This is a genomic window from Pedobacter panaciterrae, from assembly GCF_013204795.1.
Classification (GTDB): Bacteria; Bacteroidota; Bacteroidia; order Sphingobacteriales; family Sphingobacteriaceae; genus Pedobacter; species Pedobacter panaciterrae.
Genome location: NZ_JABMKW010000003.1, coordinates 47900 through 63646, shown reverse-complemented (window position 1 = coordinate 63646; position 15747 = coordinate 47900). Strand labels below are relative to the sequence as shown.

The 15747-nt window shown below is 36.5% G+C and carries 16 protein-coding genes; 6 read left to right on the top strand and 10 right to left on the bottom strand.

Annotated elements, in window-relative coordinates:
• Nucleotides 1-308: 308 nt before the first annotated feature.
• From yidC to trpS, 8 genes are all read right to left on the bottom strand, one after another.
• A complete protein-coding gene (gene yidC, locus HQN86_RS00840; RefSeq protein ID WP_172659165.1) occupies nucleotides 309-2117 on the bottom strand; it encodes a membrane protein insertase YidC in 1809 nt (602 codons plus the stop codon).
• A 20-nt stretch (nucleotides 2118-2137) separates the two neighbouring features.
• On the bottom strand, nucleotides 2138-3754 hold the full coding sequence (locus HQN86_RS00835; protein ID WP_172659164.1) for a CTP synthase: 1617 nt from the start codon (nucleotides 3752-3754) through the stop codon (nucleotides 2138-2140).
• Between the two features lie 194 nt (nucleotides 3755-3948).
• Nucleotides 3949-4707, bottom strand: a complete 759-nt coding sequence (locus tag HQN86_RS00830) for a GLPGLI family protein (RefSeq protein WP_172659163.1) — start codon at nucleotides 4705-4707, stop codon at nucleotides 3949-3951.
• Nucleotides 4708-4714: 7 nt separating this feature from the next.
• Nucleotides 4715-7483, bottom strand: a complete 2769-nt coding sequence (locus tag HQN86_RS00825) for an outer membrane beta-barrel family protein (RefSeq protein ID WP_172659162.1) — start codon at nucleotides 7481-7483, stop codon at nucleotides 4715-4717.
• 317 nt (nucleotides 7484-7800) lie between these two features.
• A complete protein-coding gene (locus tag HQN86_RS00820; RefSeq protein ID WP_172659161.1) occupies nucleotides 7801-8340 on the bottom strand; it encodes a hypothetical protein in 540 nt (179 codons plus the stop codon).
• On the bottom strand, nucleotides 8337-9071 hold the full coding sequence (gene kdsB, locus HQN86_RS00815; RefSeq protein WP_172659160.1) for a 3-deoxy-manno-octulosonate cytidylyltransferase: 735 nt from the start codon (nucleotides 9069-9071) through the stop codon (nucleotides 8337-8339). The genes HQN86_RS00820 and kdsB overlap by 4 nt, the downstream gene beginning before the upstream one ends.
• Nucleotides 9072-9686, bottom strand: a complete 615-nt coding sequence (locus tag HQN86_RS00810) for a deoxynucleoside kinase (protein WP_048906174.1) — start codon at nucleotides 9684-9686, stop codon at nucleotides 9072-9074.
• A gap of 45 nt (nucleotides 9687-9731) precedes the next feature.
• Nucleotides 9732-10730, bottom strand: coding sequence for a tryptophan--tRNA ligase (gene trpS / locus HQN86_RS00805; protein WP_172659159.1), 999 nt, complete (start codon nucleotides 10728-10730; stop codon nucleotides 9732-9734).
• A 140-nt stretch (nucleotides 10731-10870) separates the two neighbouring features.
• On the opposite strand from trpS, the gene HQN86_RS00800 reads away from it, so the two are divergent.
• The 6 genes from HQN86_RS00800 (at nucleotide 10871) to HQN86_RS00775 (ending at nucleotide 13860) form a co-directional block, all read left to right on the top strand.
• The gene (locus HQN86_RS00800; RefSeq protein ID WP_172659158.1) at nucleotides 10871-11602 is read left to right on the top strand and encodes a lysophospholipid acyltransferase family protein; all 732 of its coding nucleotides are present in this window, start codon (nucleotides 10871-10873) and stop codon (nucleotides 11600-11602) included.
• Nucleotides 11599-11889, top strand: coding sequence for an Asp-tRNA(Asn)/Glu-tRNA(Gln) amidotransferase subunit GatC (gatC, locus tag HQN86_RS00795; RefSeq protein WP_048906171.1), 291 nt, complete (start codon nucleotides 11599-11601; stop codon nucleotides 11887-11889). Before HQN86_RS00800 ends, gatC begins: the two co-directional genes overlap by 4 nt.
• Before the next feature lie 50 nt (nucleotides 11890-11939).
• Nucleotides 11940-12698 carry an ABC transporter ATP-binding protein gene (locus HQN86_RS00790; RefSeq protein WP_172659157.1) on the top strand — a complete coding sequence of 253 codons (759 nt, stop codon included), beginning with the start codon at nucleotides 11940-11942 and terminating at the stop codon, nucleotides 12696-12698.
• A 9-nt stretch (nucleotides 12699-12707) separates the two neighbouring features.
• Entirely contained in the window at nucleotides 12708-13256 is a 549-nt protein-coding gene (locus tag HQN86_RS00785) for a cob(I)yrinic acid a,c-diamide adenosyltransferase (protein WP_172659156.1), read from the top strand.
• An 86-nt stretch (nucleotides 13257-13342) separates the two neighbouring features.
• Nucleotides 13343-13564: a DUF2795 domain-containing protein gene (locus tag HQN86_RS00780; RefSeq protein ID WP_008240955.1), complete on the top strand. Its 222-nt coding sequence runs from the start codon at nucleotides 13343-13345 to the stop codon at nucleotides 13562-13564.
• Nucleotides 13565-13698: 134 nt separating this feature from the next.
• On the top strand, nucleotides 13699-13860 hold the full coding sequence (locus HQN86_RS00775) for a lmo0937 family membrane protein (RefSeq protein WP_152542334.1): 162 nt from the start codon (nucleotides 13699-13701) through the stop codon (nucleotides 13858-13860).
• 50 nt (nucleotides 13861-13910) lie between these two features.
• Here HQN86_RS00775 and HQN86_RS00770 read toward each other — a convergent pair whose 3' ends face one another.
• The gene (locus tag HQN86_RS00770; RefSeq protein ID WP_172659155.1) at nucleotides 13911-14588 is read right to left on the bottom strand and encodes a 2-C-methyl-D-erythritol 4-phosphate cytidylyltransferase; all 678 of its coding nucleotides are present in this window, start codon (nucleotides 14586-14588) and stop codon (nucleotides 13911-13913) included.
• A gap of 93 nt (nucleotides 14589-14681) precedes the next feature.
• Nucleotides 14682-15731: a tRNA preQ1(34) S-adenosylmethionine ribosyltransferase-isomerase QueA gene (gene queA, locus HQN86_RS00765; protein ID WP_172659154.1), complete on the bottom strand. Its 1050-nt coding sequence runs from the start codon at nucleotides 15729-15731 to the stop codon at nucleotides 14682-14684.
• Between the last annotated feature and the right edge of the window lie 16 nt (nucleotides 15732-15747).

The following is a 15747-nucleotide window of genomic DNA, read 5'->3' as shown; positions in this document are numbered from 1 at the left end:
TTATCCCGGTTTAGTTCTAGAAACCTAAAAATTAGAAAATTTTAAGACATATCCGTATTGTATATCAAATTTTACAATAAAAGGGGATACCAGGGCTTGTTTTTCCACTTATTGTTCACACCAGGCATACACCAAATCCACGCGCAAGTACCTTTTTGTGGACAAAGAGTGAAAGAAGGGTGAACCATGTGAAGCGTTGCTATAAGGACTAGATTGGTTAAAGCAAATTGATACAAAAAAGGGGTCTATCATATATCATGATAACCCCTTTTTTGTGGACGTTTATATAGCCTCTTAAAGAAATAGAATTATTTATTCTTTTTTTGTTGAATCTGTGCTTGTTGCTGCTGACGCATATAGTCTTCCAGCTTAGCACTGAATCTTGATTTCTTTTTCTCTACAACAGGTTTGGTTTTGTTATCCTGAAGTGTTTTATGGATTTTTTCATCATCTACCATAGACTTGATTAGGAACTGCTGAGCAAACGTTAACATGTTAGCTAAGAAGTAGTAGTAGTTCAAACCTGATGGGTAGCTATTTAACACACCTAGAAATACAATTGGCATAATGTAACCGATGTATTTCATTTGACCGGTTGCACCAGAGATCTGATTATTAAAGTAAGTGTAGATCAATGTTGAAATCGTCATCAGTATACACATTAAACTTAAGTGATTACCCAGAATAGGAATGTTTACACCAAACTTGATAAAATCATCATAGGTAGAAAGATCCTTCATCCATAAAAAGCTTTCGCCTCTTAACTCAAATAAATTGGGGAAGAAGAAGAAGAAAGCCATTACAAATGGTAATTGCAGTAACATTGGTAAACAGCCGCCCAATGGATTAACGCCTACTTGTTTGTAAAGCTTTAAATATTCCTGTTGTAACAATGTTGGATTATCATCGCCTACCTTTGCTTTAATTTCATCCATCTCAGGTTTCAAGATTCTCATCTTAGCCATTGAAAGATATGATTTATATGTTAATGGCGACATGGCTAGTTTTAGCATAATTGTCAGTACCAGGATAATTAATCCATACCCCCATCCAAAACCTTCAAGGAAGTTAAATACAGGCAATACAATAAATCTGTTGATGTATTTTAATGGCCAGTATCCCATGTCTACTTGTTTTTCCAATTCATGTCCCTGAGCTTTTAAGGTAGAGAATTTGTTGGTTCCAAAGTAAAACTCCATGGAATAGTTTTGAGCAGCCAATTGGTTAAATGTAAGTTGCATATTAGCGCCATACCATTTAATCTGACCTGGCTCAGTAGTTACTTTAACTTCAAGTTCACCTTTATCAAAAGGAACTGTTGGTATTAATACCGCCGAGAAGAAGTGTTGTTTGAAAGAGAACCATTCGATTTTTCCTTCTTTTAGTTCTTCTTTTTCGTCTTTAGCAACACTTAGATGGTTGGGATTTTCGCCAGCATATTTGTAATATGGAGCTGAATGTTCCTGCTCTTTTTTACCTGATTTTTCTTGTTCAAGTAAAGTAGCTTCCCAGTTTAAAGTAATTGTATTGTTCTGAATAACCTGATTTAAGCCATTCAGGTTAATGTTAAAACCAACCTTACTGCTATTCGGTTTTACATCGTAAACAAATTCAATGTATTTATCCCCAGAATAATTGGCGCGCATAATTACGCTGTTTGCGCCATTTTTAGAAGCAGTAAAATATAAATCGTTAGTATTTACAATTTTGCCACCTATGTTTAGGTTTAAGCCAAACTTGTTTTGATTACCGTCAAACAAAATTACCGGTTTACCATCATAAGTAGTCTGTCCTTTAACTTGAGCGGAAAGAATCTTACCACCTTTGTTAGTGAAAGTTAATTTTAAGTTCTCGTTTTCTAAAACGCTAGTTTGCTCTGTGCCAGAGATATTGCCACCAAAAGGACCTTTTAATGCAGTCGAATCAACAGCTGGCAATGTAGCAACTGCTGCTGTAGCCGGAGTTGCGGTAGTATTTGCTGTTGCTTTCTTTATAGAATCAGCAGCAATTCTTTCATTTTCTTTTTTAATTTCAGCCTCACTTGGCTTGAAAAAGTAAAAAGAACCTGCCAGAACAATCATGATCAGGAATAATCCTGTAAACGTATTTCTATCCATTATTGTTAATTAAACGCGTATTATTTTATTTTCTTCTTCGCAAACTCCATCGCTGCGGCGACAAATTTAACAAAAAGTGGGTGAGGATTAGCAACTGTTGATTTTAATTCAGGGTGAAACTGTCCACCAACAAAGAAAGGATGGTTTTTAAGCTCCACAATTTCTACCAGATTACTTTCAGGATTGATACCTGAGGCAATCATTCCTGCTTCTTCAAATTGACTTAAGTAAGCGTTATTGAATTCATAACGATGTCTGTGACGCTCTGTAATATGTTGTTTTCCGTAAGCAGCATAAGCCTTGGTACCTTTTTTAAGGTCGCATGGATAAGAACCTAAACGCATGGTACCGCCTTTATTGGTAATGGTTTTCTGATCTTCCATCATATTAATTACCGGATGCTCAGTGTTTTCATCAATCTCGGTAGTATTTGCATTTTGTAATCCAAGTACATTTCTTCCATACTCGATAACTGAACATTGCATACCTAAACAAATTCCAAAGAACGGAACGTTGTTTTCTCTTACATATTTAATTGCATCAATTTTTCCTTCAATACCTCTGCTACCAAAACCAGGAGCAACAAGTAAACCATCTAAATGACCAAGTTTTTCTTTCGCATTATCAGGATAAACTCCTTCTGAATGAATGTATTGAACACGTACTTTGCATTCGTTCTTTGCACCGGCATGAACAAATGACTCAGTTATAGATTTATAAGCATCAGGTAATTCCACATATTTACCTACAACACCTATAGTTACTTCTGATGTAGGGTTTTTTAAACGACCAAGGAAATCTTTCCAGCTTTCCATATCAGGTTCGTTTTTATGAGCCAGTTTTAATTTGGTTAAGACCGTTTTATCCAACTGCTCTTTCATCATTAACAACGGAACTGAATAAATTGATGATGCATCAATAGATTCGATTACCGCATTAACGTTTACATTACAGAACAAGGCAATTTTTTTACGGATGTCCTGAGAGATATGGTGCTCAGTACGGCAAACCAAAATATCTGGTTGTATACCATACTCCAATAAAGCTTTAACAGAGTGTTGTGTAGGTTTGGTTTTTAATTCGCCGGCTGCTGCAAGGAAAGGGATTAGTGTTAAGTGGATAACTATGGCATTATTAGCGCCTTCTTCCCATTTAAACTGACGTACTGCCTCTATAAATGGAAGAGATTCGATATCACCAACAGTACCACCCAGTTCCGTAATAACGATATCATATTTACCGCTATCGCCTAAAATGCGCATGTTTCTTTTGATCTCATCAGTAATATGAGGTACAACCTGCACAGTTTTACCAAGGTATTCCCCTTGTCTTTCTTTGTTGATTACATTCTGATAAATACGACCAGTAGTAATGTTGTTAGCCTGTGTGGTTGGAACATTTAAGAAACGCTCATAGTGCCCAAGATCAAGGTCTGTTTCTGCACCATCTTCAGTAACATAGCATTCGCCATGTTCGTAAGGATTTAGCGTTCCCGGATCGATGTTGATATACGGGTCAAACTTTTGAATGGTTACACTGTAGCCGCGTGCTTGTAATAGTTTGGCTAATGAAGCGGAGATGATGCCCTTACCCAAAGAGGAAGTAACACCGCCCGTAACAAAAATATACTTAGTCATGTTTGTGAATTTCTGATATAAAGGCAGTTTTTTATGCTGTCCTTATTGTTTTTGTACGGGATACAAAGTTAGCAAATAAACCGAAGCTTTAAGGCTCTTTTTTTAAATATTCGTAAAGGAAAAAATGATTTAATGAAATTCTCTATATGATTTGCCTTCTAGCTGCTGACTAACAATTATATAAATAAGCCGGTTTAAAGTACAAATCCATATATCGCTTTGCGTATTTCTTCTGGTTTTTCGTTTTTATTTCCGTTGTAACGCGTAAATAATTCAATTAATTTCTTCAATTCTCTCTCTGTTTCTGTTTTTTTGCCCTTGTTAGGTGGTTGAATTTCGTTATTAAAATTAGTAAAAGCATCAACTTTGGTGGCAAACCAGGTCGTATTTAGTCTGGGGATGGCAAGTCCCAATATCATGCCTGGCAACCCGCTGAACCCCTCAGGTCCTCCGCGCAGTAAAATTTCATCTGTATAAAAAGCAACCACATAAACCGTGTCGTTAATGCGACCTATGGCTTTCCTGCATTCGAAACCGGAAATAATACGGATGTCGTGCATAATTTTCCAGCTTACATAGGGTATAGTATCTTTTAGCAGGTAATCGTCGCCCATAATGTTTTTCCTTAATACGCGGTTTCTGTTTGCGTAATCGGCATAAAGTTCGTTGGTCGATTCGCCAGGTGCAATAAAGTACATTAAATCCTCATCATTGTCGTCTTTTTTTTGAGCTTTATAAATAGACCTTGTACGGTCAAAATAAAGGTCCCAATTACTGGTTTTGTACTTTTTCATACCTCCTTTAATTTCATCAGAAAGTCCAAAATCCGCCATTGTACGCACCATGTTTATCCTTTTTTCGAACGTAATTTTTCCATTCGGAATAAAAAGCTGCTGGGCCAGCAACTTAAACGGCATTGCACAGAAGAGAAGAAAAAATACAGACCTACTCATTGATTAGCTATTTAACGCTGGAGTTTTTAATAAAATTACCACTTAAATTCCAGTTTATTCCAAATAATACATATCTGGGAATATAGCTAAACGTACTTTCACTTTTAATATTTCCACCAACATATCTGTTGTATCCAATTTTTTGATTAAGGATATCTGTTATGGAAAGTTTAATTTCAAGCGCTTCGTTTTTTAATACCTTGGTTGATAGATATCCATTCCATATGATTACGTCCAGATCTTTATCAAAAGATGAGTTGGCAGGACGAAATGAAAGTGACATGGTTGAGTTAAATTCGAATTTGTAAGGTAATTGTACTGTTGCAGATAACTCATGGTCGTGAATTAAGCTTCTGCCGTCGTTAATGCTACCAATAGATGATTTACCATACATAAAGCTGGCCGATGGGGTATAGCTTAAATCAAGTTTATGTGTATAGTAATTAAAAGATGTTCTCAAATTAAATTGAGTGTTTCTTGTTTTGTTTCGTGTAAAGTTTAATATCGTTTGGTTGTTGGAGGTATTAAACCCGAGGTCTACACCAAAGCGGAAGTTTAACTTCGGAAAACCTTTAGAGTAATATACGTTTCCTGCTATTGAATTGTTTCCATTCAGGTTGGTATAGCTGGAGATTCTTTTGTTAAATTCATCAACTATTTCTGTGTCGACAATTGCGTTATTTGTAAAACCGTAGCTAAAATAACCAGAGATATACTGGTCGGTTGAGAACTGAAAACTATTGTAAGAAAGGCCGAAGTTATTTGTAAACGAAGGCCTTAAAGATGGGTTTCCAATAACCTGAAATAAGGGGTTGTTTAGCTGCCTTACCGGTTGTATTTGATTAATGCTTGGCTGTTGCATGTAACCATTGTAGTTTACAGATAAGTTGCTGTTGTTGTTTATTTTATAGAATAGGTTGGTGCTTGGCGACAAGTTTAAATAGTTGCGATCAAAGTCGCTTTGCTGATCCAGATCTTTAAGCACAAAATTTGTTTGTGTGGCTTCCAATCCGGTAGAGATAGAGAAGTTCTTAACCTTATATTGCGTAATTATTTTTCCAACATTAGAGAAATTGATGAACTTAAAATTATTACTTAAAGAGTCTATTTTATTGGTGCTATTATCTGAAACTAATCTGTAGCTGCTTGATGCTATTGTTTTAAAGCTATATCCTGCTTCTATAGCCCACCGTTTTGACAAGGGTTCTGTATAACTGATCCTGGTGCCTATTGACTTTTGATCGTTTACGTTGTCTTTATTCAGGTTCGTGTTTTCTACCCGGTTTTCATGGCCATTGTCATCATAGTACTTTGTCTGATTTATACTTTTTTCAATGTTTTTACTGGAAAGATTCTCGGGCTGAATGTCTATTGATAGTGTTCTTCCTTTTTTATTAAATCTTTTTGACCAGTTGATATTTCCATTAAATGCTTCACTATGACCAGAGCCGGTATTGGTTTGGGTATTGTTACTGATAAATAAGCCTCGCTGATCTCTTGTAAAGTCGTCACTCGTAGAGTTTAGCTGATTTCTGTTTTGCTTTGCTCCAAAGGCTATTTTTAATGTAGTAAGTGAGTCGATATTGTAACTATATCCACCTCTTAAGCTTTCACCTGTATTTTTCGACCTGTCTTCTTTTCTTCCGGAGCTTGAAAATAACGATCCATTGGGTAAAAGTTCCTCGGATTTAGAAGTTCTTACATTCTTGTTTTTGTAATCGAAGCCTTTAAAATTGAGCTTTATTCCCATTGTGTTGTTTTCGAACCTGTCGGCAAAGTGCCCCCCCATATTGAAATTATTGGGCAAACCGCTGGTGGGGGAGCTGTAATCATCATCATCATCACCACCGGAGGAATACATCACTGAGCTGCCATCATCGCCCACCTCAATTACATCATATTCTTCGCCTTTAAGCTTTCGCATAGATCGGTTGATCTTAGAATCATTGGTTAGGGTAGAGTAGGTTCCATAAACTGCAGCTTTGAGCTTGCTCTTAAAAACCCCAGCCATAGCACCGTAATCACGGAACTTGTCGTTTCCCTGGTTTGCATCTAAAGATGCCAGGTATCCGTTTTTGGCATTTTCCTTTAATTTGATATTAATGGTTTTGTTTTTTACCCCATCATCTATTCCCGTAAGCTCTGCTGTTTTACTTTTTTTATCGAAAACCTGAACTTCTTCTACAGCATTTGCCTTTAAATATTTTGTGGCTAAAAGCGGGTCATCGCCAAAAAACTCATCTCCATCAACCAAAACTGTCTTTACATCTTTACCCTGTGCTTTTATATTTCCGTTTTTATCTACAACAACTCCTGGTAGCCTCTTTAGCAACTCTTGAACATTCGCATTGCTACGCACAGCAAAGCTATCAGCCTGAAACACCAAAGTATCGCCTTTCATGCGTACGGCACTTTTAGCCTGTATAACTACTTCACTTAAGAGTTTTGATTTTAGCTCCATTTTAATGTCGCCCAGTTTGATGTTGGAAGTGTCCGAAATCCTTAAGTTCGTGATATAGTCGGCCATTTTAGGGAATGTTACCAGCAGCTTGTAATCACCCTTGGCCATGTTTCTAAATTCAAACTTTCCCTCTGCATTTGTTCGAGTAGTTTTAACCATTACAGAGTCAACGGATCTTAGCAATAAAACTGAACTGTGTTCCAGATTCCTTTTTTCCAATGTATCGACAACCCTACCGGCAACACTTGCTTTTTGCGCAGTTACGGTAAGAAACGATAGTGTAAGGAAAATGAAAATGGATAACCTCTTCAGCATAAATTACCGTATAACATTTATTAAGAAAGCTAAAATAATGTTTTTTGACAACTTAAGGTTTTTATGCTGGGGGACAAAAAAAAGGCCCGAAATATTTCGGGCACTTTCTTTAAAGTATATTTGGTTAGAATATTCTAGGTTGTTTATTTATAAGTTATTACGTAGTTCTTTTTGTTTCGTTATATAAACATAGTGTTAAATTTGAAATTATCATAATATTTTTTTTAATTATTTTCAACAATTTTAATGGAATGCTCAAAAACGCATCAAATAAGCATTTATTGTGTTGATAGGGGTTTTTACTAAAATATAAGATTTTACTTAGTGCAACAGGTATAGTAAGTTTTAACCTTACCTTCTTTATCAGACCAGGCTACGTAGTTTTTACTCTCTTTACCAAGTCGATAAATGAATCCATTCAATCTGTTTTTTTTTAACTCGTCGAAAAATGCTTTATCGGGTACGTTTGCATCAGGCAGGTCTGCCTCATCAACGGCGGGTTCCATGAAGTTCTCGTCGTCAAAGAAACGGTTAACTTCTTCCTGTAGAAATTTGATCTGATTTTTCTTCTTGGAAAGATCAATGGTAGCAATGTAATTCTTGAACAAATCGGTAGCTTTAATGTCTACATCGTAAATCTGTTTGCCATTAAAAGAGGTGATGGAGAATGCAAGGTGCATGTTGTCGGGTTTATCCCCCAGTATCTGTACTTTAAAGGTATCAGCCTTTAAAGAATCACTAAATGGCTTTGTTACAATCTTTACAAGATCTTTTCCGGCGGCATCGTCTTTGTCTGTGCTATTACATGCAACTAAAAAAATGGTGCAGAGAAAAATGCAGGTTATTAGTTGTTTCATACGCCATCGTTTATTTTAATTAGATCTTCAGGGGTATCTATGGCTATGGTTTCAATTTCAGTTACTTTGGTTTGGATTCTGTACCCATTTTCTATCCATCTTAATTGTTCTAAACTTTCTGCAATTTCTAAAGAGGATTGAGGGAGTTTAGTAATTTCTAACAGGATAGGATAGGTGTAACCATAAATGCCGATATGCTTATAAAACTGATGAGCTTTTAGCCAATTCTCCTTTTCCTGACTTCTGATATACGGGATTGTTTGTCGGCTAAAATAAGTGGCTTCTCCTTTGGAATTGATAACCACTTTAGGAATATTAACATTATAAAGCTCAGTTTCTGTATGTATTTCCTTAATTAAGGTAGCTAACTGAACCCCCTTTTCGTTAAAACACGAGGCTAAAAGATCAATCTGCTCTGGGTCTATATAAGGCTCGTCACCTTGTATGTTTATGATGGCATCGTATCCGGAAACAGACGTTGCTACTTCCGCACAGCGATCTGTGCCACTTAAATGATCACTTCCGGTAACAATGAATTTGCCTCCGAACCTTTTAACTTCAGCAGCAATGCGTTCATCGTCGGTAGCCACAATTACATCAGATAAGCTTGTGGCCTTACTAGCTTGTTCATAAACCCTTTGGATCATACTCTTTCCCTTAATTTGAACTAAAGGTTTACCCGGAAAGCGGGTTGAGGCGTATCTTGCAGGTATGATTCCGAGAATCTTCATTTAAAATAATCCGTTTATTTCGGCTTCTATAGCTTGTATTATTGTTCCCAGATCTTCAGGGTTATTAGTGAAGTCTAATTTATCCTTATCCAGAATAAGCAGGTTACCCAGTTTATAATCTTTAATCCAGGCTTCGTACTTTTCATTTAACTTTGATAAGTAATCTATTCGGATGCTGGCCTCATATTCCCTGCCTCTGCGCTGGATATTGTTAACCAATGTAGGTACAGATGCACGAAGGTAAACAAGTAAGTCAGGAGGTTTGATAAACGAGGTTACATTTGCAAAAATTGCTTTATAGTTTTGATGATCTCTTGTGGTCATCAGGCCCATATCGTGTAAGTTATCAGCAAATATATGAGCATCCTCATATATGGTCCTATCCTGTATTACGTTTCTGTTGAAGTTTTGTATATCTACGATTTGTTGGAAACGACTATTAAGAAAGTAAATTTGAAGATTGAAGCTCCATCTTTTCATGTCGCTGTAAAAATCTTCGAGATATGGGTTATTGTCAACAGCTTCGTATAAAGCTTCCCATCCATAATTCTTAGCCAGTAAACCCGTTAGCGTGGTTTTTCCTGCTCCTATATTTCCTACTATCGCTATGTGCATAAACTTTTATTGAAGATCAGTAAGGTAGTTATTTTAGGCAATAAGTTAAAATGATTTGAAGCCAATTAATTGTCTGACCTCTCTTATTGTTTTTTGTGCGCTTTCTCTGGCTTTTAAAGCACCATGAATAGCTACCTGACGTAAATATGAACTGTCTTTAGAAAGATCTTCAATACGCTCACGAATGGGGGTGTTAAAAATGATCATATCTTCGGCCAGTTGCTTTTTGAAGTCACCGTACCGAATACCCATTTTATTATACAAGTCATCAAAATGTTTCAGTGTATCGGCGGGTGAAACAATTTTCATTAAATCAAACAGATTCTGGATTGCTTCCGGTTTTGTTTGGTTTTCCGCTGAAGGGCCACTATCAGTTACCGCGCGCGACACTTTTTTACGGATAATTTCAGGGCTGTCTGATAAATAGATGCAGCTACCTTCTCCGTTTGATTTGCTCATTTTTCCATTTCCATCTAAACCAGGTACCTTAACCAGATTTTTCGAGTAGTTAAAAGCAAATGCTTCAGGGAAATATTCTGAATTATATAATCTGTTAAATCTATTGCCAAAAGTACGTGTAAATTCAAGGTGCTGTTCCTGATCTTTTCCAACGGGTACTTTTGTAGCCTTATGGATCAAAATATCAGCTGCCATTAAGGTAGGGTAGGTTAGCAGACCTGCATTTACATTATCTGGCTGAGACCTTACTTTGTCTTTAAATGAAGTACTTCTTTCCAACTCACCCATGTATGCATTCATATTAAGATATAAATACAGTTCGGCAACTTCCGGAACATCAGACTGAATATAGATGGTTGTTTCTTCAGGGTCTATTCCACATGCAAGATATTCTACCAAAACGTGTCTAACGTAGCCATGTAAATCTCCAGGAGTAGGATGAGTTGTTAAAGAATGAAGATCAGCAATGAAAAAAAAGCAGTTATAATCGTACTGCATTTTTACAAAGTTGGTTACTGCACCAAAATAATTCCCTAAGTGTAATTTTCCTGTCGGACGTATGCCACTAACTACCGTTTCTTTCATAGGGCCGAAATTAATAAAAAACCACAACTCGATCTGCTAATAATTTCTTTTTTTATCCTTATTTCTTTAATTGGTTAATTAATTTCTCAACTCTGATACTTTAATGGTTTGAATTCTAAAAATTTGTATGTTTGAATTCAATGGTTAAACTTCTAAGGCACCTGCACCGTATTTATTCTTTATTTGTTCTTTTGGTTTTTTCGGCTCTGTTTTACCCGTTTTATTATCTTGCTTCGAGAAACCCAAAGTACTACGACCTGATGAACAAATTGCGCAAATGGAATAGCTTCATTTGTAGTTTCTTTATTGGATTGGCTTATCGTATTAAGTTTGAAGAGGAATTAAAAAGCGATCAGACTTATATCTATTGTGCCAATCATACTTCTAATTTTGATATCATGATACTTTGTGTAATTGCAAAGGGACGCTTTCATTTTATGGGTAAAGAAGAGTTGCTGGCTAACCCTGTTTTAAAGTTGTTTTTTAATACTATTGATGTTCCGGTAAAGCGTGAGAGTAAGATTTCGGCGTTTAGGGCGTTTAAAAAAGCAGGTGATAATCTGGAAAAGGGAATGAGCCTGATTATTTTTCCGGAAGGAAGGATAGAAGATCAATATCCTCCCAAAACAATCCCTTTTAAAAATGGGCCTTTTAGACTTGCAATTGAAAAAAATATAGCCATTGTTCCTGTCAGTATGATTAATGTTTGGAAAAGAATGTGGGATGATGGATCAAAATATGGAACAAGTCCGGGAATTTGCGATATTTACATCCACAAACCAATTGGGACTCAGGATTTGGGTGTTGATGACTCAGATATATTGAAGGACCGTGTTTTTGATTTAATAAACAGTAAACTTGCTCATAAATGATTATAGATAAGCAAACCATAAATAAAGTTGCTGATTTAGCCAGAATAGCTATTGAAGATAAAGAAGTTGATACATTGATTGCCGACATGAATAAGATACTTACTTTTATGGAGAAGTTGAATGAGTTGGATACTACAGGTGTAAAGCCTTTGGTTTATATGAACCAGGAAGAAAACATCTGGAGAGAAGATGTAGTGAAGCAGGAAATTACAGTACAAGATGGATTAAAGAATGCAGCTAAACACAACGAAAGCTTCTTCTTTGTCCCTAAGATCATAGAAAAATAAGCTGAAGTGTAACATTGAAGTATTAAAGATCGTCTAAAAAGAAAAAAGTGATGGAAAAAGCATTAATACAAATTACAGAGATAGGCCGTAAATACGTTATAGGTTCAGAAGTTATTCATGCTTTAAAATCCGTTACTCTTGATATCCATAAAGGCGAGTTCGTTGCTTTAATGGGGCCTTCAGGTTCTGGTAAATCGACCTTAATGAACATTCTTGGCTGTTTAGATACCCCAAGTAAGGGAACATACATTCTTAATGGAATTAATGTGAGCCATATGACCGATAATGAGCTTGCTGAGGTAAGAAATAAAGAGATCGGGTTTGTTTTTCAAACTTTTAATCTTTTACCCCGTTCAACATCTTTAGATAATGTTGCTTTACCATTAATTTATGCCGGTGCTTCTAAAAAGGAGCGTGACGAGCGGGCTCAAAAAGCTTTGGAAAACGTAGGCCTGGGCAACAGGGTTACACACAAGCCTAATGAGCTTTCGGGTGGGCAGCGCCAGCGTGTAGCTGTTGCCAGAGCTTTAATAAACAACCCATCAATTATATTGGCCGATGAGCCAACAGGTAACCTTGATACTAAAACTTCCATAGAAATTATGGGTTTGCTTGAAGAAATTCATAGTAAGGGAAATACCATCATCCTGGTTACGCACGAGGAGGATATTGCTCAACATGCTCATCGCATTGTGCGTATGCGCGATGGTTTGGTTGAGAAGGACTATAAGAATGAAGATATTAAAACCGTATCGCCACGCCTTAGCAATCTGGAAAAAATAGGCAGTGATTTTGAGAAAATAGTATAACATTTCTTAATGAAGATATATACCAAAACCGGTGATAAGGGATTAACCTCGTTGATAGGAGGTACCCGAGTTCCGAAATTCCATTTGCGTATTGAATGTTATGGAACCGTTGATGAGCTTAATTCCTACATAGGATTAATCATGTGTCAGGATATAGATAACCATCATCAAAAAATACTTAAAGAGATTCAGGACAGGTTATTCACTGTAGGAGCATCGCTAGCTGCTGATCCTGAAAAATCCAAAATGAAGATACCCGACCTTCATGAAAGCGACATTGCACTGTTGGAACAGGAAATGGATGGCATGAACGAAATACTGCCAGAATTGAAGCATTTTGTGTTGCCAGGTGGAAATACGGTAGTTTCTTACTGCCATGTTGCAAGATGTATTTGCCGCCGTGCAGAGCGTTTAACGGTACATTTGGCTGCCGAAAGCTTTGTTGACGAAAAAATGACCATTTATTTGAACCGTTTAAGCGATTATTTATTTGTTTTGGCACGAAAACTGAATTTAGATGCTGGAACGGAAGAAAATATATGGCTTCCGAGGCTTTAAAAAAAGTGGAAAAAAAAGTTTGTTTTGCTCAGGTTTTTTAATATACTTTTGCGAATAAATTTAGAATAACTTAATAGTAAAGAAATATGTATTGGACTTTAGAACTCGCATCGCATTTGGAAGACGCTCCATGGCCTGCAACAAAAGATGAATTGATAGATTATGGTATACGATCTGGAGCACCTGTAGAGGTGATAGAAAATTTACAAGCTTTGGAAGACGATGGGGAACCATATGAAACCATCGAAGAAATTTGGCCAGATTACCCTACTAAGGATGATTTCTTCTTTAACGAAGACGAATATTAACCATAACTAATAAAAAAGAAAGGCCCCAATTATAGGGGCCTTTCTTTTTTTGGAACGATGATTGTTTATGTATTGTCATGGAAGTGTTTAACACAACCTGAAATCTATCTAAACATATACTTAAATTAAACGTTATGGGAAATCTACTTTATCTAGTTGCCGTAGTATTAGTAATACTGTGGATCATTGGCTTCTTCTTTAATGGTTTTGGTCCGAATGTTGGTGGCTTAATCCATATTTTATTAGTGATTGCTGTTATCGCAATTATTCTAAAAGTTATCAATAGGGCAGCGTAATAGCATTCCTGTTAATCGGTCGTTATGCTATTAGAGACCATTTGTTTTTATCAGCGTAACGACCGCTTGAGGAAAATTGAAGCAATTTCAAGATCCTCCGGATAAGTAATTTTAATATTCTCTCTTTCTCCGTCTATCATATTTATCTCAAATCCAGAATACTCGGCAACTGAGGCGTCGTCCGTAAACTCATTTCTGAATGGCTTTTCATATGATTTTCTTAACATGTCCAGATTAAATGTTTGGGGGGTTTGTATCAAAGCGACCTCATTTCTGTTCAGCGACTCACTTTTTTGGCCTCCAATGATTCTCCTGATGGAATCTGTTGGATTAATGCCTACAACACAGTTGCCTTTTTCTTCCGCTACCTGAAATGATTTCGAGATAAGCTCAGGAGATACCAATGGTCTTACTGCATCATGTACGGCAACAATCCCTTTTCCCCTAATTGCTTTTAAACCGTTTTTTACGGAGTGAAATCTTTGTTCGCCACCTTTTATTACCTGATGAGGAATTGAGCAGCTGTAAGTATTACAAAGCTCTTCCCAGTAGGCATGTTGATGTATGTTTAATACTAAGAGTATTTCGGGGTTTAGTGGGCATTGATGAAAAGCCTCAAGTGTATGCATGAGTATCGGCTTGCCATCTAATAATAGAAATTGTTTGGCGATGGTATTTTGCATTCTGTTGCCGGAACCACCTGCAACTAAAATAGCGTAGTATTTCATGAGTGAGTATTTAGTACTTAGTATTTAGATAAATCGTATAGTTAATGAGCTATTTGCATTTTGTCTAAATACTAAGTACTAGTATCTAAAGTACTAAATGATTAACATAGCATCACCATAGCTATAGAAACGGTATTTTTCTTTTAAAGCTACTTCATAAGCATGTCTAACATAATCGTAACCGCCAAATGCACTTACCATCATCAATAAAGTTGATTCCGGAGTGTGGAAGTTAGTAATCATTGAGTTAGCGATACTGAAATCATATGGAGGGAAGATGAACTTGCTCGTCCAGTCGTTAGCCGCCTTAAGTGTTCTGTTTGAAGAAACAGCAGATTCTATTGCACGCATCGAAGTAGTTCCAACAGCACAAACCCTTCTTTTTTCTTCAATCGCTTTATTTACAATATCTGCATCTTTTTGCTCAATAATGTACTGTTCTGAGTCCATTTTGTGTTTAGTTAAATCTTCAACCTCTACAGATCTGAAAGTACCTAAGCCAACATGTAAAGTAACTTCTGCAAAATTAATACCTTTTAATTCCAGACGTTTCATCAACTCTCTGCTAAAATGCAAGCCAGCAGTTGGGGCAGCAACTGCACCTTCATGTTTTGCAAATATAGTTTGATAACGTTCTTTATCCTGCGCAGTAGCTTTACGCTTAATGTATTTTGGAAGTGGCGTTTCGCCAAGGATTTCGATATTTTTTCTGAATTCTTCGTCAGTTCCATCAAATAGGAAACGGATGGTACGTCCGCGTGAGGTGGTGTTATCAACAACTTCGGCAACTAATAAATCGTCATCACCAAAGTATAATTTGTTTCCAACGCGGATTTTACGGGCCGGATCAACCAAAACATCCCATAAACGTAATTCTTTGTTCAGTTCACGTAATAAGAAGACTTCAATTGTCGCACCTGTTTTTTCCTTGTTTCCGTATAAACGGGCAGGAAAAACTTTGGTGTTGTTCAATATCATTACATCCTTATCATCAAAATAACCTAAAATATCCTTAAATATTTTATGTTCAATTTTGCCACTATCCTTGTGTAAAACCATTAAACGGGCTTCGTCCCTTTGTTCTGAAGGATTATTGGCAACTAATGATTCAGGTAGATTAAACTTAAATTGAGATAACTTCATATTTTTCGATGTGATA

Coding starts and splice junctions, on each gene's coding strand:
- yidC (WP_172659165.1), bottom strand. CDS start 2,117: ATGGATAGAAATACGTTTACAGGATTATTCCTGATCATGATTGTTCTG.
- HQN86_RS00835 (WP_172659164.1), bottom strand. CDS start 3,754: ATGACTAAGTATATTTTTGTTACGGGCGGTGTTACTTCCTCTTTGGGT.
- HQN86_RS00830 (WP_172659163.1), bottom strand. CDS start 4,707: ATGAGTAGGTCTGTATTTTTTCTTCTCTTCTGTGCAATGCCGTTTAAG.
- HQN86_RS00825 (WP_172659162.1), bottom strand. CDS start 7,483: ATGCTGAAGAGGTTATCCATTTTCATTTTCCTTACACTATCGTTTCTT.
- HQN86_RS00820 (WP_172659161.1), bottom strand. CDS start 8,340: ATGAAACAACTAATAACCTGCATTTTTCTCTGCACCATTTTTTTAGTT.
- kdsB (WP_172659160.1), bottom strand. CDS start 9,071: ATGAAGATTCTCGGAATCATACCTGCAAGATACGCCTCAACCCGCTTT.
- HQN86_RS00810 (WP_048906174.1), bottom strand. CDS start 9,686: ATGCACATAGCGATAGTAGGAAATATAGGAGCAGGAAAAACCACGCTA.
- trpS (WP_172659159.1), bottom strand. CDS start 10,730: ATGAAAGAAACGGTAGTTAGTGGCATACGTCCGACAGGAAAATTACAC.
- HQN86_RS00800 (WP_172659158.1), top strand. CDS start 10,871: ATGGTTAAACTTCTAAGGCACCTGCACCGTATTTATTCTTTATTTGTT.
- gatC (WP_048906171.1), top strand. CDS start 11,599: ATGATTATAGATAAGCAAACCATAAATAAAGTTGCTGATTTAGCCAGA.
- HQN86_RS00790 (WP_172659157.1), top strand. CDS start 11,940: ATGGAAAAAGCATTAATACAAATTACAGAGATAGGCCGTAAATACGTT.
- HQN86_RS00785 (WP_172659156.1), top strand. CDS start 12,708: ATGAAGATATATACCAAAACCGGTGATAAGGGATTAACCTCGTTGATA.
- HQN86_RS00780 (WP_008240955.1), top strand. CDS start 13,343: ATGTATTGGACTTTAGAACTCGCATCGCATTTGGAAGACGCTCCATGG.
- HQN86_RS00775 (WP_152542334.1), top strand. CDS start 13,699: ATGGGAAATCTACTTTATCTAGTTGCCGTAGTATTAGTAATACTGTGG.
- HQN86_RS00770 (WP_172659155.1), bottom strand. CDS start 14,588: ATGAAATACTACGCTATTTTAGTTGCAGGTGGTTCCGGCAACAGAATG.
- queA (WP_172659154.1), bottom strand. CDS start 15,731: ATGAAGTTATCTCAATTTAAGTTTAATCTACCTGAATCATTAGTTGCC.